The 23,097-nt window shown below is 60.4% G+C and carries 25 protein-coding genes; 12 read left to right on the top strand and 13 right to left on the bottom strand.

The features are described from left to right. Positions 1-323: 323 nt before the first annotated feature. Complete coding sequence (locus tag O3S81_RS22160; RefSeq protein ID WP_269346711.1) at positions 324-1,487, bottom strand: M20 aminoacylase family protein; 1,164 nt, start codon at positions 1,485-1,487, stop codon at positions 324-326. Between the two features lie 164 nt (positions 1,488-1,651). Between O3S81_RS22160 and O3S81_RS22165 the strand changes: the two genes are divergently transcribed. Then, positions 1,652-2,770, top strand: coding sequence for a D-alanyl-D-alanine carboxypeptidase family protein (locus O3S81_RS22165; protein ID WP_269346713.1), 1,119 nt, complete (start codon positions 1,652-1,654; stop codon positions 2,768-2,770). A gap of 182 nt (positions 2,771-2,952) precedes the next feature. After that, positions 2,953-4,089 (top strand): CobW family GTP-binding protein, encoded by a 1,137-nt coding sequence (locus tag O3S81_RS22170; protein WP_269346714.1) that lies wholly within the window; start codon positions 2,953-2,955, stop codon positions 4,087-4,089. A gap of 222 nt (positions 4,090-4,311) precedes the next feature. Here O3S81_RS22170 and O3S81_RS22175 read toward each other — a convergent pair whose 3' ends face one another. The 5 genes from O3S81_RS22175 to O3S81_RS22195 form a co-directional block, all read right to left on the bottom strand. After that, positions 4,312-4,548, bottom strand: coding sequence for a sulfurtransferase TusA family protein (locus tag O3S81_RS22175; protein WP_269346715.1), 237 nt, complete (start codon positions 4,546-4,548; stop codon positions 4,312-4,314). Further along, positions 4,545-5,840 (bottom strand): L,D-transpeptidase family protein, encoded by a 1,296-nt coding sequence (locus O3S81_RS22180; RefSeq protein WP_269346717.1) that lies wholly within the window; start codon positions 5,838-5,840, stop codon positions 4,545-4,547. The genes O3S81_RS22175 and O3S81_RS22180 overlap by 4 nt, the downstream gene beginning before the upstream one ends. 294 nt (positions 5,841-6,134) lie before the next feature. Continuing rightward, positions 6,135-7,088 carry an acetyl-CoA carboxylase carboxyltransferase subunit alpha gene (locus O3S81_RS22185; RefSeq protein WP_269346719.1) on the bottom strand — a complete coding sequence of 318 codons (954 nt, stop codon included), beginning with the start codon at positions 7,086-7,088 and terminating at the stop codon, positions 6,135-6,137. A gap of 62 nt (positions 7,089-7,150) precedes the next feature. Further along, complete coding sequence (gene xerD / locus O3S81_RS22190; protein WP_269346721.1) at positions 7,151-8,146, bottom strand: site-specific tyrosine recombinase XerD; 996 nt, start codon at positions 8,144-8,146, stop codon at positions 7,151-7,153. After that, positions 8,143-8,316: a hypothetical protein gene (locus O3S81_RS22195; protein ID WP_063950103.1), complete on the bottom strand. Its 174-nt coding sequence runs from the start codon at positions 8,314-8,316 to the stop codon at positions 8,143-8,145. Before O3S81_RS22195 ends, xerD begins: the two co-directional genes overlap by 4 nt. Positions 8,317-8,504: 188 nt before the next feature. On the opposite strand from O3S81_RS22195, the gene O3S81_RS22200 reads away from it, so the two are divergent. After that, on the top strand, positions 8,505-9,086 hold the full coding sequence (locus O3S81_RS22200) for a shikimate kinase (RefSeq protein WP_269346722.1): 582 nt from the start codon (positions 8,505-8,507) through the stop codon (positions 9,084-9,086). A gap of 5 nt (positions 9,087-9,091) precedes the next feature. Further along, positions 9,092-10,225, top strand: coding sequence for a 3-dehydroquinate synthase (gene aroB / locus O3S81_RS22205; protein WP_269346723.1), 1,134 nt, complete (start codon positions 9,092-9,094; stop codon positions 10,223-10,225). Between the two features lie 22 nt (positions 10,226-10,247). On the opposite strand, the gene O3S81_RS22210 is transcribed toward aroB, so the two are convergent. Both O3S81_RS22210 and O3S81_RS22215 read right to left on the bottom strand, forming a co-directional pair. After that, positions 10,248-10,781 (bottom strand): AAA family ATPase, encoded by a 534-nt coding sequence (locus O3S81_RS22210; RefSeq protein WP_269346724.1) that lies wholly within the window; start codon positions 10,779-10,781, stop codon positions 10,248-10,250. A gap of 94 nt (positions 10,782-10,875) precedes the next feature. Then, on the bottom strand, positions 10,876-11,157 hold the full coding sequence (locus O3S81_RS22215) for a BolA family protein (RefSeq protein ID WP_080838071.1): 282 nt from the start codon (positions 11,155-11,157) through the stop codon (positions 10,876-10,878). A 115-nt stretch (positions 11,158-11,272) separates the two neighbouring features. Here O3S81_RS22215 and O3S81_RS22220 point away from each other — a divergent pair, with 115 nt between their 5' ends. From O3S81_RS22220 to O3S81_RS22235, 4 genes are all read left to right on the top strand, one after another. Further along, positions 11,273-11,908, top strand: coding sequence for a J domain-containing protein (locus O3S81_RS22220; protein WP_269346727.1), 636 nt, complete (start codon positions 11,273-11,275; stop codon positions 11,906-11,908). A gap of 68 nt (positions 11,909-11,976) precedes the next feature. After that, entirely contained in the window at positions 11,977-12,966 is a 990-nt protein-coding gene (cobS, locus tag O3S81_RS22225) for a cobaltochelatase subunit CobS (RefSeq protein ID WP_269346729.1), read from the top strand. Positions 12,967-13,073: 107 nt separating this feature from the next. Further along, complete coding sequence (gene cobT, locus O3S81_RS22230) at positions 13,074-14,978, top strand: cobaltochelatase subunit CobT (RefSeq protein ID WP_269346785.1); 1,905 nt, start codon at positions 13,074-13,076, stop codon at positions 14,976-14,978. Positions 14,979-15,015: 37 nt separating this feature from the next. Beyond that, positions 15,016-15,993, top strand: a complete 978-nt coding sequence (locus O3S81_RS22235; RefSeq protein ID WP_269346787.1) for an esterase-like activity of phytase family protein — start codon at positions 15,016-15,018, stop codon at positions 15,991-15,993. Between the two features lie 3 nt (positions 15,994-15,996). On the opposite strand, the gene O3S81_RS22240 is transcribed toward O3S81_RS22235, so the two are convergent. The 3 genes from O3S81_RS22240 to rpmB form a co-directional block, all read right to left on the bottom strand. Continuing rightward, positions 15,997-16,332: a pentapeptide repeat-containing protein gene (locus tag O3S81_RS22240; RefSeq protein WP_269346731.1), complete on the bottom strand. Its 336-nt coding sequence runs from the start codon at positions 16,330-16,332 to the stop codon at positions 15,997-15,999. Positions 16,333-16,436: 104 nt separating this feature from the next. Further along, positions 16,437-17,075 carry a queuosine precursor transporter gene (locus tag O3S81_RS22245; RefSeq protein ID WP_269346733.1) on the bottom strand — a complete coding sequence of 213 codons (639 nt, stop codon included), beginning with the start codon at positions 17,073-17,075 and terminating at the stop codon, positions 16,437-16,439. A gap of 163 nt (positions 17,076-17,238) precedes the next feature. Next, entirely contained in the window at positions 17,239-17,529 is a 291-nt protein-coding gene (gene rpmB, locus O3S81_RS22250; RefSeq protein WP_003509888.1) for a 50S ribosomal protein L28, read from the bottom strand. A gap of 252 nt (positions 17,530-17,781) precedes the next feature. Here rpmB and O3S81_RS22255 point away from each other — a divergent pair, with 252 nt between their 5' ends. Beyond that, positions 17,782-18,555 carry a DUF3108 domain-containing protein gene (locus O3S81_RS22255; RefSeq protein ID WP_269346738.1) on the top strand — a complete coding sequence of 258 codons (774 nt, stop codon included), beginning with the start codon at positions 17,782-17,784 and terminating at the stop codon, positions 18,553-18,555. Positions 18,556-18,762: 207 nt separating this feature from the next. On the opposite strand, the gene O3S81_RS22260 is transcribed toward O3S81_RS22255, so the two are convergent. Both O3S81_RS22260 and gloB read right to left on the bottom strand, forming a co-directional pair. Then, positions 18,763-19,203, bottom strand: coding sequence for a cupin domain-containing protein (locus tag O3S81_RS22260; protein WP_269346739.1), 441 nt, complete (start codon positions 19,201-19,203; stop codon positions 18,763-18,765). Beyond that, the gene (gene gloB / locus O3S81_RS22265) at positions 19,203-19,973 is read right to left on the bottom strand and encodes a hydroxyacylglutathione hydrolase (RefSeq protein ID WP_269346740.1); all 771 of its coding nucleotides are present in this window, start codon (positions 19,971-19,973) and stop codon (positions 19,203-19,205) included. The genes O3S81_RS22260 and gloB overlap by 1 nt, the downstream gene beginning before the upstream one ends. Positions 19,974-20,091: 118 nt before the next feature. Between gloB and O3S81_RS22270 the strand changes: the two genes are divergently transcribed. The 3 genes from O3S81_RS22270 to O3S81_RS22280 all read left to right on the top strand — a co-directional run bounded on the left by O3S81_RS22270 (position 20,092) and on the right by O3S81_RS22280 (position 22,973). Further along, complete coding sequence (locus O3S81_RS22270; RefSeq protein ID WP_269346742.1) at positions 20,092-20,853, top strand: class I SAM-dependent methyltransferase; 762 nt, start codon at positions 20,092-20,094, stop codon at positions 20,851-20,853. A gap of 84 nt (positions 20,854-20,937) precedes the next feature. Then, complete coding sequence (gene hisC / locus O3S81_RS22275) at positions 20,938-22,044, top strand: histidinol-phosphate transaminase (protein ID WP_269346743.1); 1,107 nt, start codon at positions 20,938-20,940, stop codon at positions 22,042-22,044. Beyond that, entirely contained in the window at positions 22,044-22,973 is a 930-nt protein-coding gene (locus tag O3S81_RS22280; protein WP_269346744.1) for a prephenate/arogenate dehydrogenase family protein, read from the top strand. The genes hisC and O3S81_RS22280 overlap by 1 nt, the downstream gene beginning before the upstream one ends. Positions 22,974-23,097 lie beyond the last annotated feature (124 nt).

Below are 23,097 nucleotides of genomic sequence, written 5' to 3' on the forward strand. Positions count from 1 at the left end.
CGTTCGTGGTCTGGACTGTCCCTTCACCATGGACCTTGCGGCCTTTAGGTGCTGCCCATCCAGTCTCTACACCTTCACCGGATTTCTCCGGAGCTTGGCTCGGGATTGGCATGCTGGAAGACCAGCGAAGCTTTCCCCGACTTTGAGCAGATCGATTGCGTCGTTTCCGGGCGCAACCCCCAATTTACCTTAGGAATCCTGTGCTCTATCCTGCTGAGCTACGTGGACACTGAATTGCTCTTTAACCCGACGATGCCTGCGGATCAACCGCGTTCTGCATCGCGGTCGATCTCTTCCTCGGCTTTCTTTCCGTAAGTCGGCGGTCAGTTCGCCAGACGCTGTTCGGCCAGCTTCACCCAGTAGGAAATGCCGTAGGCGATGGCGTCGTCGTTGAAATCGTAGCCGGGATTGTGAAGCCCGGCCGAATCGCCATTGCCGATGAAGATGAAGCAGCCCGGTCTTTCCTTCAGCATGAAGGAGAAATCCTCGCCCGCCATGGAGGGGTCTACATCGGGGTCGACATTCGGTTCACCCGCCACATCACGGGCAACGAGGATGGCGTGGTCGGTTTCGGCCGAATGGTTGAAAGTGACAGGGCAATAACGCTCATAGACGACTTCCGCTTCCGCGCCATTGGCGAGTGCTATGCCTTCCGCCATCTGTTTGATGCGCTCCTGCGCGAGATCGCGCACCGTTTCATCCAGGCTGCGCACGGTGCCGGCGATCAGCGCCTCGTTGGGGATGATGTTGTGGCTGGAGCCGGCGTGGAACCGGGTGACGGAGACGACCACCGAGCGGATCGGATCGGCATTGCGCGAGGCGATCATCTGCAGGTTGCCGACGATCTGTGCGCCGATGGTGATGGGATCGATGGTGCGGTGCGGCTGTGCCGCATGGCCGCCACGGCCCTTGACGGTGATGGAGAATTTGTCCGGCGCCGCCATGATGCCGCCCTTGCGGATGGCGAAGGCGCCGAGCGGAATGCCCGGCATATTGTGCATGCCGTAGACCTCGTTGATGCCGAAACGCTCCATCAGGCCGTCCTCGACCATGGCGAGCGCGCCAGCACCACCTTCTTCGGCGGGCTGGAAGATGACAGCGATCGAGCCGGTGAAATTGCGGGTCTCGGTGAGGTATCTGGCGGCGCCGAGCAGCATCGCGGTGTGGCCGTCATGGCCGCAGGCATGCATTGCACCCGCCGTTTTCGAGGCCCAGGGTTTGCCGGTTTCCTCGAGGATGGGCAGCGCGTCCATATCCGCCCGGAAGCCAATGGTACGATTACCCGGAAGATTGCCTCTGATGATGCCCACTACCCCGGTGCGGCCGAGACCGGTCACGATTTCGTCAACGCCAAAGGATTTCAGCTTCTCCGCGACAAAGGCCGCGGTGTTGTCGACGTCATACAAAATCTCGGGGTTTTCATGCAGGTGACGCCGCCATTCGCTGACTTCCTGCTGAAGTTCGGCGGCTCTGTTCAAAATTGGCATTCGTTCATTCCTGGGTTCATCGGTGCGGCATGTGGTAAAAGCCCATCCTCCGTGGTGGATAGTGCGCCGCATAATTGACGTAATCAATGTACTTTGCCATTGCTAGGACATATATGGTGAATATTGCCATTCCCCGACCGAAGACGGGAATTCGAGGACTAGCCTTGCCAAACACAGTGAAATCGCCAAACGCCGCCCGCCGGCTTTCCGCAACCATTGCCATCGTCACCGCAGGCCTTGTTGCAGCAGTGCCCGTGGCCAATGCCAATCCGAAAATGGTGGTGGATGTCAAAACCGGCAAGGTGATTTCCCATCAGGAAGCCTTCCGCAAATGGTATCCGGCTTCGCTGACCAAGCTGATGACCGCCTATATCGCCTTTTCGCAGATGAAGGCCGGCAAGATCAGCCCGCAGACGGAAGTGGTGATGAGCAAGAAGGCCGCCGACCAGCCGGCCTCTAAAATGTATTTCAAGCCGGGCCAGAAGCTGACGATGGACAGCGCGCTGAAGCTGCTGCTGATCAAATCCGCCAATGACATCGCCGTGGCGATCGCCGAAACCATCGGCGGCACCAGCGACAATTTCGTGGCGCAAATGAATGCGCAGGCGCAGCGGCTGGGCATGAGCTCCACCCACTACATCAATGCCAACGGCCTGCCCGGCAAGGGGCAATATACGACGGCGCGTGACCTTGCGCTGCTGGCGCTGATCATCAAGCGGGAATTCCCGGAATATGCCGGCTATTTCTCGCTGGAAGGTGTCAGCACCGGCAAGAAGAACTACGCCAACTTCAACATGCTGGTCGGCCGTTTCGATGGTGCGGATGGCATGAAGACCGGCTTCATCTGTGCCTCGGGCTTCAACCAGGTCTCGTCCGCCGTGCGCAATGGCCGCTCGGTCATCACGGTGGTGCTGGGCGCGGATAGCCTTGCCGGGCGAACCGACCAGTCCGCCGATCTCTTGCAGATGGGGCTGACGGCGCCTTCCGGTCAGGGTGTTTCGCTTGCCGCGCTCGCGCCCTATGGCGAGACCGGTGATGTGAACGACGTCAGTGCCGAGATTTGTAACCCGAAGGCTGCCAAGGTGCGCAGCGAAAGCCGCGATGAGACGGGTCGTATGGTCATCCATTCGCCCTATGTCAAGGAAATGACCCGGCCACCGGAATATTCCTTCGCCGGTCTCATTCCGGGCAGCGAGACCGTGGCGGTGAATACCGCCAAGGGCGCTGCCGGCAAGGGCGAAGTGGCCAATGTGCCGATCCCGATTCCGCGTCCGACATTCTGATCGCCGGCAACGGGCTTCGCGGCCGCCGCGATGCGGTTTATGTATTCGCAGCTTGCTGATGTTATGATATTACGATGGCGCCCGTGGCTTTTGCCCCGGGCGATTTCTTTTTGTTCCGTGCGGTTCCGGCTCTTGTCTTACGCAATGGCATGCCGGGGCAGCCATCACCATACAGGCAAGGCATGTCTCGCGATCGCATTCCGGTTTCCATCATCACCGGCTTTCTCGGCGCCGGAAAATCGACGCTGCTCAATCGGCTTCTCAAAGACCCTGAGATGAGCGATGCCGCGATCATCATCAATGAATTCGGCGATGTCAGCATCGATCACATGCTGGTCGAAAGCGCCGGCGAAGGCATCATCGAGCTGGCGGAAGGTTGCCTGTGTTGCACGGTGCGGGGTGAGCTGGTGGATACGCTGGCGGAACTCATGGATGGTATCCAGACCGGCAAGCTGAAGCCGGTCAAGCGGGTGGTGATCGAGACTACGGGTCTTGCCGATCCCGCCCCTGTCATGCAGTCGGTCATGGGTAATCCGGTCATTGCGCAGAATTTCGTGCTGAGCGGCATGGTCACGGTGGTGGATGCCGTCAACGGCCTGTCCACGCTCGACAATCACGAGGAAGCGGTGAAACAGGCGGCGGTGGCCGACCGGCTGGTGATGACCAAGCGGGCACTTGCCGATGCTGCCACGATTGCCGCACTGACGGCGCGCCTTGAGGCGCTGAACCCGCGCGCGACAATCGAGGATGGCGACAAAACCGACTGGAGTGCCGCAGGGCTTCTCGACAACGGCCTTTACGATGTTTCCAGCAAAAATGCCGATGTCGGCCGCTGGCTGGGGGAAGAGTCCGGTCATGATCAAGACCATGAGCATGATCACGCGCACGGCCATCACCACCATCATGGCGACCACGATCATCATCATGATGTGAATCGGCATGACGCGTCGATCCGCTCCTTCTCGATCATTCATGACAAGCCGATCGAGCCGATGGCGATCGATATGTTTGTAGATTTGCTGCGTTCGGCCCATGGCGAAAAACTGCTGCGCATGAAGGCCATCGTCAAATTGTCGGACAATCCGGGCCGGCCTTTGGTGCTGCATGGGGTGCAGAACATTTTCCACACGCCGGAACGCCTCGCGGCCTGGCCGGACCCGGCGGACCAGCGCACACGTATGGTGCTGATCACGAAGGATCTGCCGGAGGCCTTCGTGAAGGACCTGTTTGCGGCCTTCACGGGAACGCCGGGCATTGACCGGCCGGACAGGCAGGCGATGACGGATAATCCGCTGGCGGTTTCGGGGTTGCGGTTTTAGGTCGTGCCGTGATGGGCGAGGTCGGCGGGTGTGGTTCACCCCCCTCTGTCCTGCCGGACATCTCCCCCGCAAGGGGGGAGATCGACTCGCGGCTGGGTTTCGCCCAACTTCACCGTTGCGATTGTAGTGACGACGATACATCTTGCTGATCTCCCCCCCTTGAGAGGGAGATGCCCGGCAGGGCAGAGGGGGTAACCGCGGCTGGTGCCGTCAAATGTCGGTTTACCCGCCCTTCACGATCCGAAACCGATGCCCCTTGTCCACCGCAACGGCCTCGACCAACCGATGCCCGTCCTCATTGCACATATGGGTAATATCGATCACCGCAAGAGGGTCGGTCGTCTCGACGGTCAGAATATCGCCGGCCTTGAGGGTGGCGAGTTTCTTGCGGCTTCTCAAAACCGGAAGGGGGCATTTAAGCCCCCTCAAATCATAAACAATCTCGGCCGTGTCGTTCATTCCTTGGCCCAGAACTTCCAGAAGGGCTTCTTTTCCGGTGCTTCCGGTGCCGGGGCGGGGGAATAGGCGAGCGGGTTCATGGTCGGGACCGGTACGCCCTGGGCGGCAGTGCTGGTCTGGCCAGCCGCTGCGGGGGTAGCCGCGGCAACCATGGTCGGGGCCGCTGGCGCCGGGTTCGATTGCGGGGCGGCGGGTTGGGTCGCCGAAGGGCGCGGGCCGCGCAGGGCAGAGGCGGTCGCGGACGTCGCTGGTGAGGACGACGTAACCTGCTGCGCCTTTTTCTCCATCAACGCGGCATATTCTGTTTCCTTCATCAGCTTGCCGGCCTTCAGCGCCGAGCCGGTCGGGGCGTATGCGGGTTCGCGGCCCTTGCGCTTTTCGGCCACCAGCGCCTTGCGCTCGGCCTCGCTCGGGTCGTACCAGGCCATGCCGTCATATTTCTTCATCGCCTTTTCATAGGCGAGATCATAGGTCTTTTCGTAGCTTGAAAGCGCGCTGATGAGTGCCGGCGGCGTGCTCATCGGCGGGCACTGGGCGGCGGCGTTGAAGCTGCCGCCTTCCGTCTGCTGGTTGAAGACATATTTCTTCTCGCAGACATTCACTTCCGGCGGACGCTTGGTCACTTCGAAATTGTCGTAACCGACCTTCAGCATCTTCCAGAATTCGAGATGTTCGCTCTGGCGATGGCGGGCCATGTTTTCCGCCGTCATGCGGAAGGGAAAGGCCTGCAGCTGCACGGTCTTCTGGCCGCCCTTGAAGGCGTCGCGCGCAAAACCGTAGATTTCAAGAATCTGCGCATCCGTCATCGAATAACAGCCGGAGGACGAGCAGGCGCCATGGATCATCAGATTGGTGCCGTTGCGGCCATTGGCTGCATCGTAACGGTTCGGAAAACCGGTATTGATGGCGAGGTAATATTTGGAATTCGGGTTAAGGTGCGCAGGCGTCAGGTTGTAGAAACCTTCCGGCGCCTGGCGGTCGCCTTCCTTCACCTTGGGGCCGAGTTTACCGGACCAGGCGCAAATCTCGTAGCCGGCGATCTTCTCGAAACGGTTGTCGCGCCTGGCCTTCCAGATTTCCAGCGCGCCTTCTTCCTTGAAGATGCGGATCATGATCGGTGAGGTGCGGTCCATGCCCCGCTTGTCGATCTCGGCCAGAATAGCCGGAGACAGCGGGTAATCGACCTTGTTCTTAACGTGGGAAACGTCGCGTTCGACGGTTTCGAGCGTATCGTTGCAGCCGGCAAGAACGAGCGCGGTGCAGGCAAGAAGTGCAAAATGTGTCAAACGCATGATCTGATCCGAAAGACGATGGCACGAAACGGCGGCAGTTCTATACCGTTCCGTGTGCAATTTAAATACGGTATTAACCGTTTACATCTTCTTAACTCAAATCGGATCCGCCCCCGCGGCCGCCGATACATCTGTTGATGTGACCGGACTATGGCCGAGTTGGGGCGATCTTGCCGGAAATTAAGGCCGGAGTCGGATTGTTTTAGCTGTTCTTCGAACCGCCAAACGATCTGACTTTTTCTTTGAACGCATTTGCCGGGCGTAAAACCGCTACGCACTTTTGACGGAAATGCTCTAGAGATTCCGGCCGATATCCAGGAATTTCTGGCGGCGTTCAGCGCGCAGCTGTGTGCCGGAACGCTGGGAAAGATCGGCAAGCGCCTTGGCGATCACGTCGCCGGTCGCTTTGATGACGGTTTCCGGTGCGCGGTGCGCGCCGCCGATCGGCTCGGGGATGATTCCATCGATGACGCCGAGCGACTTCAGATCTTCCGAGGTGATCTTCATGTTGGTTGCGGCTTCCTTGGCGCGGGTCGAATCGCGCCAGAGAATGGAGGCGGCACCTTCCGGAGAGATCACCGAATAGATCGCATGTTCGAGCATGTAGACGCGGTTGCCGGTGGCGATCGCGATCGCGCCGCCCGAGCCGCCTTCGCCGATGACGACGGAAACGATCGGCACCTTCACGTTGAGGCACATTTCCGTCGAGCGGGCGATGGCCTCGGCCTGGCCGCGCTCTTCCGCGCCGACGCCGGGATAGGCACCTGCGGTATCGATGAGGGTGACGACCGGCAACGAGAAGCGATCTGCCAGTTCCAGCACGCGGATCGCCTTGCGGTAACCTTCCGGGCGCGGGCTGCCGAAATTATGCTTCAGGCGGCTTTTGGTGTCGTTGCCCTTTTCCTGGCCGATGATGGCGACGGGCTGACCGTTGAAACGGCCGAGGCCGGCCTGAATGGCGGCGTCTTCGGCAAATTTGCGGTCACCGGCCAGCGGCGTGAAATCGGTAAACAGCGCCTTGGCGTAATCGACGAAATGCGGACGCTGCGGGTGACGCGCGACCTGCGTTTTCTGCCAGGCGTTCAGCTTGGAATAGATGTCCTGCATCGCGTCGTTGACGCGCGATTCCAGGCGGTTGATCTCCTCCGAGGTGTCTATGCTCTCGTCTTCATCGGCAAGCTTCTTCAGCTCGATGATCTTGCCCTCAAGGTCCGAGATAGGTTTTTCGAAGTCGAGATAATTGTGCATGAGATCCGTTTCCGATCGTTTTGCGCAAGGTTTGACCGGATTATCCGGCGGTTCCGGTCGCTCTAATCAAGGTTTTTGCCCTGTTTGGCAAGGGGGTGATGTGTTTGTACCAGCTCTTGCAAGCGTTCTTCCAGCACATGTGTATAGATTTGTGTCGTGGAAATGTCGGAATGGCCGAGCAGTTCCTGTACCGCGCGCAAATCCGCACCGTTCTGCAGCAGGTGGCTGGCGAAGGCGTGGCGCAGCACATGCGGCGATACAGCGGACGGGGTTAGGCCCGCACGAATGGCGATGTCCTTGAGGTCACGGGCGAAGACCTGGCGGGGCAGATGCCCTTCCTTGCCGCTCGAAGGAAAGAGCCACGGGCTCTCCGGTGTCTCCGGTTTTTTCTGCGAAGCGGCCGCTTTGCTTTTCTCCGGTGCGAGCGCCTTTCGGGCGGCCTCGTATTTTTCCATGGCCTCGATGGCGGCGCGCGAAAGAAGCACCATACGATCCTTGTTGCCCTTGCCGCGGATCATCAGGAAGCGGCCTTCCTGGCGCAGCACCTTGACGGGGAGCGAGACCAGCTCGCTGACACGCATGCCGGTGGCATAAAGAAGTTCGAGCAACACATGCATGCGGATGCGGGCAAGTTGGCCGGGACCTGCGGTTGCCGCTTCCTGTGCCGCAAGCCCAAGAAGCCGGTTCACATCGGCCACGCTCATCGTTTTCGGCAGGGCGAGGCCCTTCCTGGGCGCATCGATGATGCCGGTCGGGTCATCGCCGCGCAGCCCTTCCGAATAAAGAAAGCGATAGAACTGCCGCATGGAGGAGAGACGCCGCGCCTGCGAGGTTGCGGCAAACCCCTGAGCGGAAAGATGGGTCAGATAGGCGGAAAGGTCCGATGTCTGCGCTTCCGTCAGGGATTGGCCGCGACCGGAGAGAAATTCGCGCAGGTCGGAAAGGTCGCGCTCATAGGAAGAGAGCGTATTGGCGGCGGCACCGCGCTCGGCGCTCATCATCTCCAGAAAACTTTCAAGCCGCGCGCCGTCGCGCCCTGCCGTCTGTTGTCCGCTCATGGGGTGCGCCTTGCCGGTTCCGTGGCGGGCGGGTTCAGCCGCTCGGAGGGAATGCGCACGGTCACCTCGCGGTCGCGCGGCTGAACGACCATGACAAGCAGCACCATGCCGCCATAGATCAGCCCCGCGATGGTCGCCAGTATCATCGTGAAGCGGAAGAGGGTGGGCATGGCGGCTCCGTGCAGGTGGCGGTCGAAATCTATATGCGGTGCGGCGAAAGCGGCGACAAGGTCAAAAAGCCTGCTCCACCCCGCGCCGCATGCGGCGATCATTGTGATTCACCGCAATTCAGTCAGCAATTTGGCTTGACGCTTCGTAAACATTTGCAGATATCCATGCCAAACGGGCTTTCAAATTTATGAATGAAACGAATTTATCCGTCCCGGCCACACTCGGGGAGCAAGCACGGGCAAAGCTCGGACGGCGCAACATCGTCTTCGTCGGGCTGATGGGGGCTGGAAAGTCGGCGGTTGGCCGCATGGTTGCCCAGCAGCTCAAGGTTCCTTTCATTGATACGGATGTCGAAATCGAGCGCGTATCGCGCATGACGATATCGGAGCTTTTCGCCACCTATGGCGAGGAGGAGTTCCGGGCTCTTGAGACACGGGTCATCAAGCGCCTGCTGCGCGGCGGCCCCAAGGTCATTTCCACCGGTGGCGGCGCCTTCATCAACGACAATACCCGCGGGCATATCCGGCGCGGCGGCATTTCGCTGTGGCTGAAGGCCGATCTCGAGGTTCTGTGGGAAAGGGTCAACAAGCGCGATCACCGTCCGCTTCTGAAGACCGAGAACCCCAAGGCCACGCTGGCCTCCCTGATGGAGAAACGTTATCCGATCTATGCGGAAGCGGATCTGACGATCATGTCCCGGGATGTCCGCAAGGAGATCATCGCGACCGAAGTGCTGACGGCCATAGCCGGCCTCGAACAGAAAGACTGACCACCATGACGCCTTCCGAAATCCACGCCGATGAACGTCTCGTCCATGTGCCGCTCGGCGAGCGCGCCTATGACATTCTGATCGGGCCGGGGCTGATCGGCAGGGCGGGCGGCGAGATTTCAGCGCGGCTGAAGGGCAGACGCGCGGCGATCATCACCGACGAGCATGTTGCGCCGCTTTACCTCGAAGGCCTGATGGACGGTTTGCAGACGGACGGCATCGAGGCCGTTTCGCTGACCCTGCCGGCCGGCGAAAAGACCAAGAGCTTCGAGCATCTCGTTACCGTCTGCGACGCGGTTCTGGCCGCAAGGGTGGAGCGCAACGATGCGGTCATCGCGCTCGGCGGCGGTGTGATCGGCGATCTTGCGGGTTTTGCCGCAGGTATCGTCCGCCGTGGTGTGCGCTTCGTTCAGATCCCGACCTCGCTTCTGTCGCAGGTCGATTCCTCCGTCGGCGGCAAGACCGGCATCAATACCCGCCACGGCAAGAACCTCATCGGTGTTTTCCATCAGCCCGATCTGGTGCTGGCGGATACGGCGGTACTCGATACGCTGAGCCCGCGGGAATTCCGCGCCGGTTATGCCGAAGTGGTGAAATACGGTCTGATCGACAAGCCGGATTTCTTCTTCTGGCTGGAAAAGAACTGGGACGACATCCGCACCGGTGGCCCGGCCCGCATCCAGGCGATTGCCACGAGCTGCCAGGCCAAGGCCGATGTGGTGGTGGCCGACGAGAAGGAAAACGGTGTCCGCGCCCTTCTGAACCTCGGCCACACCTTCGGTCACGCGCTGGAAGCGGCGACCAATTACGACAGCAAGCGGCTGGTGCACGGCGAAGGTGTCGCCATCGGCATGGTGCTGGCGCACCAGTTCTCCGCCCGCCTCAACCTAGCAAGCCCTGACGATGCCGCGCGCGTCGAGGCGCATCTGAAGGCCGTCGGCCTGCCGACAACGATGAAGGACATTCCCGGCGAATTGCCGCCGGTCGAAACCCTGATGGCGGCAATCGCGCAGGACAAGAAGGTCAAGGGCGGCAAGCTCACCTTCATCCTCACCCACGGCATCGGCCAGTCCTTCGTGGCCGACGATGTCGCGGCGTCCGAGGTGCAGTCCTTCCTGACGGAGAAGCATCCGGGGTGAACCACCTGAAATCACTCCCTGATCAGAAGGCCCCGGCCTCATTGGCCAGACGTTTTATCGCTTGAGGCGATAGCGCCGCAGCCTCGGCCCGGGTTTTAAGGCGGATCTTGCCGCCACCGAAGGCTTCATAAAGCTGCAGATGCCCTGCAAAGGAGGATGACGTCGTTCGCGTCCAGTAATCTCCTGCCCATGCCAGAAGTGCCGCCTGATCGCTCTCGGTCTCGCCGTGCTGTGTGCCGCGCCGCAACAGGCCGTCATGACATTCGGCCCAGGGCAGGTCGAGCCATATCAGCGCGTTTGCTTTAGGCAGCGCCGTTTCAACCAGCCAGCCATAGACGCCTTCGATGATCCAGTCGCTGGTATTGGCGTGGCCGGTCGCCAGAAGTCTGGCTTCCTCCTCGTCCCGTTTGCGGCCGTCTTCCTGCCAGTGCAGGTGATCGAGATCGTAAACGGGCAATTTCAGCGCCGAACCGAATTTTGACGCGAGACTGCTTTTGCCGGAGCCGCTATTGCCGATTATGGCGATGCGGAGCGAGGAGGCGTCTGCTGCCGACATTCGGGTCATCCGTCGAGTTAAGTTTCTCTTGTAATGCAGAATCTTTCAGCGAACTGGATTCTTAGCCCGAAAATACGAAAGCAATGCTGCGCGACTAGAACCGCACCGTTTCCCCCGGTGCCGCCGCCTCGATCGCGAGCGCATGCAGCCCTGCGTCGAGTTCCGGCTTCAAAAGCGCGTTGATCGCCCGGTGGCGCTCGACGCGAGACTTGCCGGAAAAGCTTTCAGACACTATTTGAACACGCATATGCGTCTCGCCCGTGCCGGTGATATCCGGCTGGTGGCCCGCATGCATCTGGCTTTCATCCACAACCCTCAGGCGCTCCGGTGAAAAGCTCTCCCTGAGCTTGGTTTCTATGCGCTCTCGCAGGGACATTTGAAGGGCTCCAATTCTGTTTGCCGGTCTTTGAAGGGGGCTCCCTAAAAGCCTGTAACATTCCGCTTTGTCAATTCTTGTTGTGCGGCTTTTCGCACCCCATAATCAGGGCATCATGAAACTGGATTCGAAATATTTCGATCGCATCCGCACGCGCCGGAAAAGGGAGCGGGAACCTGAGGTTCAGGCCCCGACCTGCCAGTGGGACGGATGCGACAAGCCGGGTATTCACCGGGCACCCGTCGGCCGCAATGCCGAGGGGCAATTCTTCCTGTTCTGTTTTGAGCACGTGAAGGAATACAACAAGGGCTATAATTATTTTTCCGGCCTCTCTGACAGCGAGATCGCCCGTTACCAGAAGGAAGCGATCACCGGCCATCGCCCCACCTGGACGGTGGGCGTGAACAAGACGGCCCGCGACAGCCCGCTGCATTCCACGCTGCGCTCCGGCACGGCCAGCGGCAATGCCCGTATCCGCGATCCTTTCGGCTTTGCCGGCGGTTTTGCGGGTGGCTCGAGGGCAGGCGGTACCCGCATGCAGCAGGACCGCAAGCTGAAGACGCTGGAGGCAAAAGCCTTCGATACGCTCGGTCTTTCTTCCAGCGCAAAGCAGGAAGACATAAAAAGGCGCTACAAGGAGCTTGTCAAAAAGCACCATCCTGATGCTAATGGTGGCGATCGTGGTTCGGAAGAGCGTTTTCGGGCTGTTGTTCAAGCATATCAATTGTTAAAGCAGTCAGGTTTCTGCTAAGCCAACTTACGTGTTTACCGCCTGATTGATGATGTGGCCGGGTGGCTGCCGCCCGCCTTGGAGACGTGATGAGCAAAATCGACCTTGATATTTCCAACCTGCCCGACACGACGGTGTCCGTGCGGGAGGTTTTCGGCATTGATACGGATCTGCGGGTTCCCGCCTATACGCAGGGCGACGCCTATGTGCCGGATCTCGATCCCGACTATCTTTTCGACCGCGATACGACGCTTGCGATCCTCGCCGGTTTTGCTCACAACCGACGCGTCATGGTTTCCGGTTTCCACGGCACGGGTAAATCCACCCATATCGAGCAGGTTGCGGCCCGCCTCAACTGGCCCTGCGTACGCGTCAACCTCGACAGCCATGTCAGCCGTATCGATCTCGTCGGCAAGGATGCCATCGTTCTGAAGGACGGCAAGCAGGTTACCGAATTCAAGGACGGCATCCTGCCCTGGGCTTACCAGCACAATGTCGCGCTCGTTTTCGATGAATATGATGCCGGCCGCCCGGACGTGATGTTCGTCATCCAGCGCGTGCTGGAATCCTCCGGCCGCCTGACCCTGCTCGATCAGAGCCGCGTCATCCGTCCTCACCCCGCCTTCCGCATTTTCGCGACCGCGAACACCATCGGTCTTGGCGATACGACCGGCCTTTACCATGGCACGCAGCAGATCAACCAGGCGCAGATGGACCGCTGGTCCATCGTCACCACGCTGAACTATCTGCCGCATGAGCAGGAAGTGAACATCATCGCCGCCAAGGTGAAGAGCTTTGACAATCCGAAGGGCCGTGAAACCGTTTCCAAGATGGTGCGCGTGGCCGATCTCACCCGTTCGGCCTTCATCAATGGCGATCTTTCCACCGTCATGAGCCCGCGTACCGTCATCACCTGGGCGGAAAATGCGGAAATCTTCGGCGATCTCGCTTTTGCCTTCCGCGTGACCTTCCTCAACAAGTGCGATGAACTGGAGCGCACGCTGGTGGCCGAGCAATATCAGCGCGCCTTCGGCGTCGAGCTGAAGGAAAGCGCCGCGAACATCGTTCTCAGCGCCTGATCTCCCCGGCTTGTCCGGAGAAGATCACCGATGACTTGAAGACGCCGGCCGGCCGCGCATCCTGAGGATGGGCGTGCCGCAGGCGCCGACGAATGACAGGAAAGACAATGGCAGGGCGCGGCGACAATTCCAGAGCGAAACCGGGTACGGCGATCGATACGGAGCCGTTGCGTCAGGCGATTGCCGGATGTGTGCGATCGGTTGCCGGCGATGCCGAAGTCGAGGTCGTTTTCGCCAATGAGCGGCCGGGCCTTGCCGGCGAGCGCATGCGCCTGCCGGAAATCTCCAAGAAACCCACCGCACAGGAAATCGCCATCACGCGTGGCCTCGGCGATTCCATGGCCCTGCGTCTCGCCTGCCATGATGCCGATACCCATGCGGTAATGTCGCCGCAGGGCGCCGAAGCGCGGCTGATTTTCGATGCCGTCGAACAGGCGCGTGTGGAATCCATCGGCGCGCTGCGCATGCCGGGCATGGCCTCCAACATCCATGCCATGAACACCGAGAAATACGCCAAGGCGAATTTCGCCGGCATCAGCAACAAGGATGATGCGCCGCTCGCGGAAGCCGTGGCGCTTCTGGTGCGCGAGAAGCTGACCGGCGAGAAGCCGCCGGAAAGCGCCGGCAAGGTTGTCGATCTGTGGCGCGATTTCATCGAGGACAAGGCAGCCGGCGACCTTAAAGATCTCTCAAGCGTTATCACCGACCAGAAGGCGTTTTCGCGGCTGGTGCGCAAGATGCTGACCTCCATGCAGATGGCGGAGGATTTCGGCGACGAGGATAACGAGCCTGAGAGCCAGGAAGCGGAGTCCAACGAGGACCAGCCGCGCACCAACGAGACCGAAGAAGAGCAGGTCGAGGAAGAGGCCGGCTCCGATGCGACGCCCGCCGATGAAAACGAGGCCTCGCAGGAGGAAATGGAAGAAGGCGAGATGGACGGCGCCGAGATGTCGGACGAGGAAATGTCCGACGATCTCGACGAGGATTCCGAAACGCCCGGCGAGACCCGCCGCCCCAACAGCCCCTTCGACGATTTCAACGAGAAGGTCGATTATCGCATCTTCACCGAGGAGTTCGACGAGGAAATCCGCGCTGAGGAACTCTGTGACGAGGCCGAGCTTGACCGTCTGCGCGCCTTCCTGGACAAGCAGCTTGCCCATCTTCAGGGCGCCGTCGGGCGGCTGGCGAACCGGCTGCAGCGCCGCCTGATGGCGCAGCAGAACCGTTCCTGGGATTTTGATCTGGAAGAGGGTTATCTCGACCCGGCCCGTCTCGTCAGGCTCATCATCGACCCCATGCAGCCGCTTTCCTTCAAGAAGGAGCGCGACACCAAGTTCCGCGATACCGTGGTTTCGCTTGTCATCGATAATTCCGGTTCGATGCGCGGCCGTCCGATCACCGTTGCAGCCACCTGCGCCGATATTCTGGCACGCACGCTGGAGCGCTCGGGCGTGAAGGTGGAGATCCTCGGCTTCACCACCAAGGCGTGGAAGGGCGGGCAGTCGCGCGAACAGTGGTTGGCGAACAGCAAGCCCGCTTCGCCGGGCCGTCTGAATGATCTGCGCCATATCATCTACAAGTCGGCGGATGCGCCATGGCGGCGTTCGAGGCGCAATCTCGGCCTGATGATGCGCGAAGGCCTGCTGAAGGAAAACATCGATGGCGAGGCGCTGATGTGGGCGCATAACCGCCTGATCGGCCGCCCCGAGCAGCGCAAGATCATGATGATGATTTCGGACGGTGCGCCGGTGGATGATTCGACCCTGTCGGTCAATCCGGGCAACTATCTGGAACGGCACCTGCGCGCCGTCATCGAGCAGATCGAAACGCGGTCGCCCGTCGAGCTGCTGGCGATCGGTATCGGCCATGATGTGACGCGTTATTACCGCCGCGCCGTCACCATCGTGGATGCGGACGAACTGGCCGGCGCAATGACCGAGCAGCTTGCGGCCCTCTTCGAGGATACGAGCGGTGCTTCCGGTTCGTCCCGCAGGGTTCGCCGTGCGGGATAAGCGGGGCCGGGCTTCTTCCGCCTGCAAAACTTTCATGATGGCCGCTATTCTGGCGGCTGGAGCACTATTCCCGGTTTCCATCGGCGCCTCCACCATCGATGTGCCGGTGAGCGCGCGTCTCCTGTCCTCTTTCGAGGTCGGCACCAGCACAAAACGTTTCGGCAAACTGGAATTTGTCGGCGGCATGGTGATGAGCGCGCCCGAAAAGCTGTTCGGGGCGATATCCTCCATCCGTTTCCGCCCCGACGGGCAGGAGTTTATTGCGGTGCTGGATACCGGCCACTGGCTGACGGGCAGGGTCACGCGCGATGCGGCCGGCGCGCTGTCCGGACTTGCTGACGTCCGTATCACCCCCATGCTGGACATGGGCGGACGCGAACCGCCACGCAAGATGGAGATGGACGCGGAAGGGCTGGCCCTGCGCGGCGACAGGGTCTTCGTCAGCTACGAGCAGCGGCACAGGATCGATATCTATCCCGATCCAGGTTTTGCAACGTCAAAGCCGCTTGGCCGCCTGCCATATCTCATCCCCAGTAACGAGCTGCGCCATAATGGCGGCATGGAGGCCCTGGCGTTATCGCCAACCGATTCACCGCTCGCTGGCGCTCTGGTCGTGGTGGCTGAGAAGAGCATCGATGCGGATGGCAATCTTCTCGCCGCCATTTTGGAAGGTCCGCTGAAGGGCACATTTGCCGTCACCCACCACCCGTCATTCGATGTGACGGACGGCGCTTTCCTGCCCAATGGTGATCTGCTGCTTCTGGAGCGACGCTTCAACTTCGCCGAAGGCGTTGGCATGCGTATCCGCCGCATCCGCGGGGGAGACATCAAGCCGGGTGCGGTGGTGGATGGCGAAGTCCTGCTGGAAGCGGGCATGGCCTACCAGATCGACAATATGGAAGGCATGGATGTGGTGAAGGGGCCGGATGGCTCCACGCGTCTCATCATCGTTTCCGATGACAACCACTCGTTTCTCCAGCGCAATCTGATGCTGGAATTCAAGCTGGTGGAGTGAATATCAGGCCTGCTCTTGTGCGGCCTTGTAGGCAGCCAGGAGATCCTCGACAGGGATGCCGTCGATCTTCATGCCGGTCATCCGGCATGCCGTTATCTGCGTGCCGGACAGATTTGAATTGCTCAGTTTCAGACCGGAAAAATTGACGTCATCAATCGACCAGCCGGACATGTTGCTGTCCGTAAACGATGCACCGGAAAAGTTGATGTCGTTGAAGCGCGTGCCGGCCAGGTTGGCATTGTTGAAGACCGTCCCCGACAGATTGACGTTATCGAAGCTGGAGCCCGAAAGCGTGGCGCTCGTCGCATCCACAATGTCGATAACGTCCTTGATCTGCATGTCAGCCTGCCTCCGCGCTGTGTCACGGACGGCAGACTGCAATGCCGTCAGCGGGTTTGCAAGCGCGATTTGTTCCACGCTTGCAAACCCGGTCAACGGAGATGTCAGGCCGATTTGGCGGCGCCTGGCATCGGCTTCAGCGTGTTCATCAGCGCGCCGTAGGGCAGGAGCATGACGAGGCCGACGAGGACCTTCACCGAAAGATCACCCAGCGCCCAGGAAATCCACCGGGGGGCTTCCAGAGCGAAGACGCCGAGCACCGGCGCGTTCTCGATGGCGAAGGCATCATTGGGGCCGACGAAGGAGAAGCTTGCCGCAAAGGCGATGGAGAAGAACAGGGCCGTATCCAGCACCGAACCCAGCATGGAACCGGCAAGCGGCGCATGCCACCAGCGCTGGCGGCGCAGGCGGTTGAAGACCGAAATATCGAGCAGCTGGCCGATCAGATAGGCGGTGCCGGAGGCGACGGCGATGCGGGGGATGGATGTCCAGAAGGACAGCGTGACGCCAACCACGAAGCCGGCAAGCACAACGCGGCGCGCGACCGAAGGGCCGAACTGGCGGTTCGTCAGGTCGGTGACGAGGAAGGCGATCGGATAGGTGAAGGCACCCCAGGTCAGAAGGTCGCCGAGGCTGATACCAAACAGCGAGCCCGACAGCGGATATTGCACCAGAATATTGGAGGCGACGACGACGAGCGTCATCAGCAGAACATAGATAAGCGTAAAGCGCAGATAGGGCATTTTTTTATCCTGGGTGATGCCACCAGTTGGAGCCAAACATCGGAAGGAAACGTCTCAAACGGTTTCCATAGACCCGATGTACCTAAAATCTGGAACAAACAAAAGGCTTGAGCGGCAAAAGCCATTCAAGCCTTCTGAATATCAGATGATGTCAAAACCGCTATTAAGCAGCTTCAGCCGTCTTCTTGGCGATCTGGCGGCGCAGGAGACGAGCGCGCATGCTCAGTTCGTTTTCGCCGGACTTCAGAAGGAAGGCATCGAGGCCGCCACGGTGTTCAACGGAGCGCAGAGCGGCTGCGGAAACACGCAGGCGGAAGCGCTGGCCGAGAGCATCGGAGATCAACGTGACCTGGCAGAGGTTCGGAAGGAACCGGCGCTTGGTCTTGTTGTTGGCGTGGCTGACGTTGTTGCCCGTCTGGACGCCCTTGCCGGTCAATTCGCATACACGGGACATGGGTACACCTATTTCGTTTCGTCTGTTTCGCCACTGGCTCGCCACCGGCAAAACCGGGGTGGCAATCCAACTGGCCATGATTGGAAAGTTGCGGTTCTATAGTCAGACGAGACTGAACAGTCAAGCCGCTCGCGATCAAATCAAAGGAAATTCCGGCGTTTTCAACCGTCGTCCGCTTTTTTATTGCCACAAGTCAGCGTATATGATCGCCCGATAAGGCCGCTTCCGCGCCTCTTTTAAGGTGATATCGAAATGATTGCCAGAGGAAAAAGCATTTTCGTGGCCGCTGCTATGGTGTTTGCGGGCGTCTCCCCCTCGCTCGCCGCCGAAGCGCGCCACACAAGCGAATACAGCATCAATCTCGGCATTCTGCCGATCGCGCGGGCGAGTTTTTCGACTCGCATGGACGGACCGAACTATTCGATCTCCGGTTCCTTCAGCGCCGCCGGCCTTGCCAGCATTCTGAAGGATATTTCCGGCAAGACGACGGTCTCCGGCGCCAAGCGCGGCCACCGGCTGCAGGCCAACGAATATTCGCTGGTCTACAAGGACGGCAAGCGCGTGCGAACCTATGATGTGGTCTATCGCAACGGTAACGTCACATCGACGACGGTGAAACCCGAACCGAAGGCCCGGCCGGACAATTGGGTGGACGTGAAGGACCGTGATCTTCGCTCGGTTCTCGATCCGATTTCCGGCCTCATCATTCCCGCCGGCGGCCGCATCTGCCCGACGCGCCTGCCGATCTATGACGGTGAGTCGCGACTCGATCTCGTTTTGAGCTCCAGCGGCACCAAGCCGTTCAAGACCAATGGCTTCAGCGGCGACGCCATCGTCTGCAAGGCGCGTTACGTGCCGAAGTCGGGTTACCGGCAGGGACGCAAGGATATCGAATATCTGAAATCCATTTCCATGGAGATCTGGTTCGCCAAGTCGAACAATATGGATGTCTATGCGCCCGTTTATGCGATCATCCCGACGCGGGTGGGGCAGGTTTATATTACCGCTACGAAATATGGCGGCTGACCAAAGCTGACGGTGGCGTAAGAAAAGCAGACGTTGCGGCGTATTTCTTCTCCTCGCCGGGGAGAAGGTGACCCGAAGGGTCGGATGAGGGGGCGCCGTTGCCGTATCTCACGACTCTAGCCTCCTCATCCCGCTGCCGCGGACTTCTCCCCCTCGGGGAGAAGAAACTTGTGGTGCTCACTCACTCCACAGGCGATTTCTGTAGGTTCAGGGCACATGCCCAGGCGACCAACCGGGTTCGGCCATGACGAAGCTCGAAAAGGCAAAGCCCGGCGAGACGGTGCAGCCGACGAGCGTGAAATCGCCGAGGCTTTCCGCCGATTGCCAGCAATTGGCCGGCACGATCACCTGTGGACGCTCTCCCTCCAGAATGGCGCGGCCAAGCGTGAAGGTCTGCACCTCCCGGCCGTCCTGCGAAAGATGCAGCGCGATCGGCGCGCCGGCATAATAGTGCCAGACCTCTACCGCATCGGCGACCCGGTGCCAGTGCGAACGCTCACCCTTTTCCAGAAGATAATAGATTGCCGTGGAATGGCCGCGCTCGCCGCCGACCGTGTCGCGGAAAGTCTGGTGGTAGAATCCGCCTTCCGGATGCGGCTCCAGCCCCAGTTCGCGAATGATCGCCTGCGCTGACAGATCCGTTGCCATCAGAAATTATCCTTGCGTGTACGGATTTCGGCAAAGACATCGGCGTCCGTGGCGCTTTCAAGGCCCAGATGTCTGCGGATGCCGGCATCGGCCACCCGCATATAGGGGTTGGTCTGTTTTTCGAGCCCGATGGTGGTGGGAATAGTGAATTCATTCGCCTGACGCGCCTTCTCGATGCCTGCCGCACGCGCGCTCAGCACGGCATTGTCGGGATCGACGGTGAGGGCAAAGCGTGCATTCGCAAGCGTATATTCGTGGCCGAAATAGACCTTGGTCTCATCCGGCAGGGCCATCAATTTCTGGAAGGAGTGCCACATATCGGCCGCCGGGCGTTCGAACAGCCGGCCGCAGCCCATGGCGAACAGCGTATCGGCGGCAAACAGCAGGCCGTCATCCGGCAGATAATAGCAGATATGACCCGCCGTATGGCCGGGTGTGGCGATGACCTGAACGCGGCGGCCGGCGAATTCGAATTCGTCGCCATCGGCCTGCGAGCGGTCGAGGCCAGGGATCGCAATCGCCTCGTCATAGGGGCCGTGCACCTCGCAGCGGAACTTGTCCTTCAGCGCCAGATTGGCCTCCACATGGTCCTGATGGTGGTGGGTGGTGAAGATATGGGTGAGCTTCCAGCCGTGGCCGTCGAGAGCGAGCAGGATAGGGCCTTCTTCCGGCGCGTCGATGGTGGCCGTCGCCCCGCTTTCGGGATCGTGCAACAGAACCCCGAAATTGTCGCTGCGGCAAAGAAAGACGTCTATTTCCAAAGGTTTCATCGTATCCTCTCCGTTTGCCGGCCAAAACCGGCGCATTCGCCCGCCTGACTTTCCCAACTGACTTCCAATGTAGGGGCTGACGCCTTGAAGTCCAACCGCCTGATGCTACATTCTCGCCATGAATACCGATATCGTCGATCTGCGCGAATTCTATCATTCACCGCTTGGCCGCTCGGCCGAGCAGGCGATCACCATGGCGCTTTCGACGCTGTGGCCGCCCTTGCCGGAAGAGCGGCTGGTCGGCCTTGGTTATGCGGTGCCGTTTCTGGAACGGTTCCGCCGCGATACGGAGCGTACCTTCGCCTTCATGCCGGCGGGGCAGGGCGCAGTGAACTGGCCGGCGGGCGAATTTTCCTCCACCGCGCTGGTGTTCGATGAGGAACTGCCATTGCCCGATTCGTCGATAGACCGGGTGTTGATGGTGCATGCGCTGGAATTTGCCGAAAATCCGCGTGAGAGTTTGAAGGAGCTCTGGCGGGTGCTGGCGCCCGGTGGCCGTCTGGTGATCGTGGTGCCGAACAGGCGCGGGGTCTGGGCGCGCATGGAGCATACGCCCTTCGGTTCCGGCCGGCCCTATTCGCGCGGGCAGCTGACGGCGCTGCTGCGCGAAACCAATTTTACGCCGGGTGCTTCCGCCGAGGCGCTGTTCTTTCCCCCCACCACAAGCCGCCCGGTGCTGAAATTCCGCCGTTACCTCGAACTGACCGGCCGTCGCCTCTGGCCGCTGTTTTCCGGCGTCATCGTGGTGGAAGCCCAGAAACGTCTCTATCAGGGATTGCCCGTCACCCAGCGCGCCTCGCGCCGCGTTTTTGTGCCCGTGCTCGCGCCGCAGGGCGTGCCCACCACCCGCGCGGCTGCAAGCCAAGGAAAGCCGCGCTGACCCTCGACAAAGCGCCCATTCCGGTCTAATGCCTCCGGCATTGCTGTTGCCGGGTTCTCCGGCGTTTTTCCAAAGGTCGATCAAATGAGTGCAGAGCTTAGCCAACCTGTTCCGCGTCCGGGTATTCTGGATATCGCCGCTTATGTTCCCGGCAAGGAACATGTGGACGGCGTCGCGAAGGTTTATAAGCTCTCCTCCAATGAAACGCCGCTTGGGCCGAGCCCGAAGGCGATCGAGGCTTTCGGCACGGCCGCCAGCCATCTGGAAATCTATCCGGACGGTCAGGCGATTGCGCTGCGCCAGGCGATTGCCGACGTGCATGGTCTCAACATTGCGAACATCCTGTGCGGCAACGGGTCGGACGAGCTTCTCGGCCTGCTTTGCCACGTCTATCTGGGTTCCGGCGATGAGGCGATCATCACCGAACATGGTTTCCTCGTCTACAAGATCCAGATCATGGGTGCGGGCGCGACCCCGGTGACGGTGAAGGAAAAGGATTGCGCGGTGGATGTGGATGCGATCCTCGCCGCCGTGACACCGAAGACGAAGATGGTGTTTGTCGCCAATCCGGGTAACCCCACAGGCACCTATGTTCCCGTCGCGGAAATTCGCCGCCTGCAGGCCGGTCTGCCCAAGCATGTCGTGCTGGTGCTGGATGCGGCTTACGCCGAATATGTGCGCAAGAATGACTATGAGGCCGGTCTTGAACTGGTCTCCGGCAACCGCAATGTGGTGATGACCCGCACCTTCTCGAAGGTCTATGGCCTCGCTGCCCTGCGCGTCGGCTGGATGTATGGCCCTGCCGCCGTCATCGACGCACTGAACCGCGTGCGCGGTCCCTTCAACATGAGCGCGCCGGCCATTGCCGCCGGTGCTGCGGCCATCCGCGATCAGGCTTTCGTTGAAAAGGCCGTGGCGCACAATGCGCTGTGGATGGAAAAGCTGGTCACGGCCTTTGCCGGTCTCGGCCTCACCGTCACGCCGTCGGTCACCAACTTCATCCTTATCCATTTTCCGGATCAGGACGGCAAGCGCGCGACGGATGCGGATGAGTTCCTGAGCCGCCGCGGTTACATCCTGCGTGCGGTGCGCGGTTACGGTTTCCCGAATTCGCTCCGAATGACTGTCGGTTCTGAAGAGGCCAATCTCGGCGTCATCGCGGCTCTCACCGAGTTCATGGGGCAGGCGTGATGGGTGAAATCATGTTTGAACGCATCGCGCTGATCGGCATCGGCCTGATCGGCTCGTCGATTGCCCGGGATATCAAGGAGCTCGGGCTTGCCCGCCATGTGACGATTTCCACCCGCAGCGAAGACACGCTGAAACGGGCGGAAGAACTGGCGCTCGGCACGGATTACACGGTTTCGGCGGCGGAAGCGGTGAAGGACGCCGATCTCGTCATCGTCTCGGTGCCGGTCGGTGCTTCGGAAAGCGTCGCGCAGCAGACCGCGCCGCATCTGAAGCCGGGTGCCATCGTCACCGATGTCGGCTCCACCAAGGCTTCGGTCATCGCGCAGATGGCGCCGCATATGCCTGACAATGTGCATTTCATTCCCGGCCATCCGCTGGCGGGTACGGAAAAATCCGGTCCGGATGCCGGTTTTGCCGGTCTTTTCCGCGATCGCTGGTGCATCTTCACGCCGCTGCCGGGCACGGATGCTGCAGCACTGGAAAGGCTGCAGGATTTCTGGCGGGCGCTCGGTTCGCGCGTGGATGAAATGGATGCCGAACACCACGACAAGGTTCTGGCGATCGTTTCGCATCTGCCGCACATCATCGCCTATAATATCGTTGGCACTGCGGATGATCTGGAGACGGTGACCGAATCGGAAGTCATCAAATATTCCGCCTCCGGTTTCCGTGACTTCACGCGTCTCGCCGCCTCCGATCCGACCATGTGGCGCGATGTTTGCCTGCACAACAAGGATGCGATCCTCGAGATGCTGGCGCGCTTCTCCGAAGACCTCGCTTCCCTGCAAAGGGCGATCCGCTGGGGAGAGGGCGACAAGCTGTTCGAACTGTTTTCCCGCACGCGCTCCATCCGCCGCTCCATCATCGAGGCCGGTCAGGACGTCGATACGCCGGACTTCGGGCGTCATGCGCTGGATCAGAAGAAGTAAGCCTGCAAGACAAGGCGCGATCTTCTCTCTTCGTCATGCCGGATTTGATCCGGCATCCAGCCACGGCGCGTTTGCGCCGTGAGGTGAGTCTTACGCGATCAAGGGCTTGATCGCGCTGGACCCC

Source organism: Agrobacterium sp. SOY23, assembly GCF_027212525.1.
Classification (GTDB): Bacteria; Pseudomonadota; Alphaproteobacteria; order Rhizobiales; family Rhizobiaceae; genus Agrobacterium; species Agrobacterium tumefaciens_I.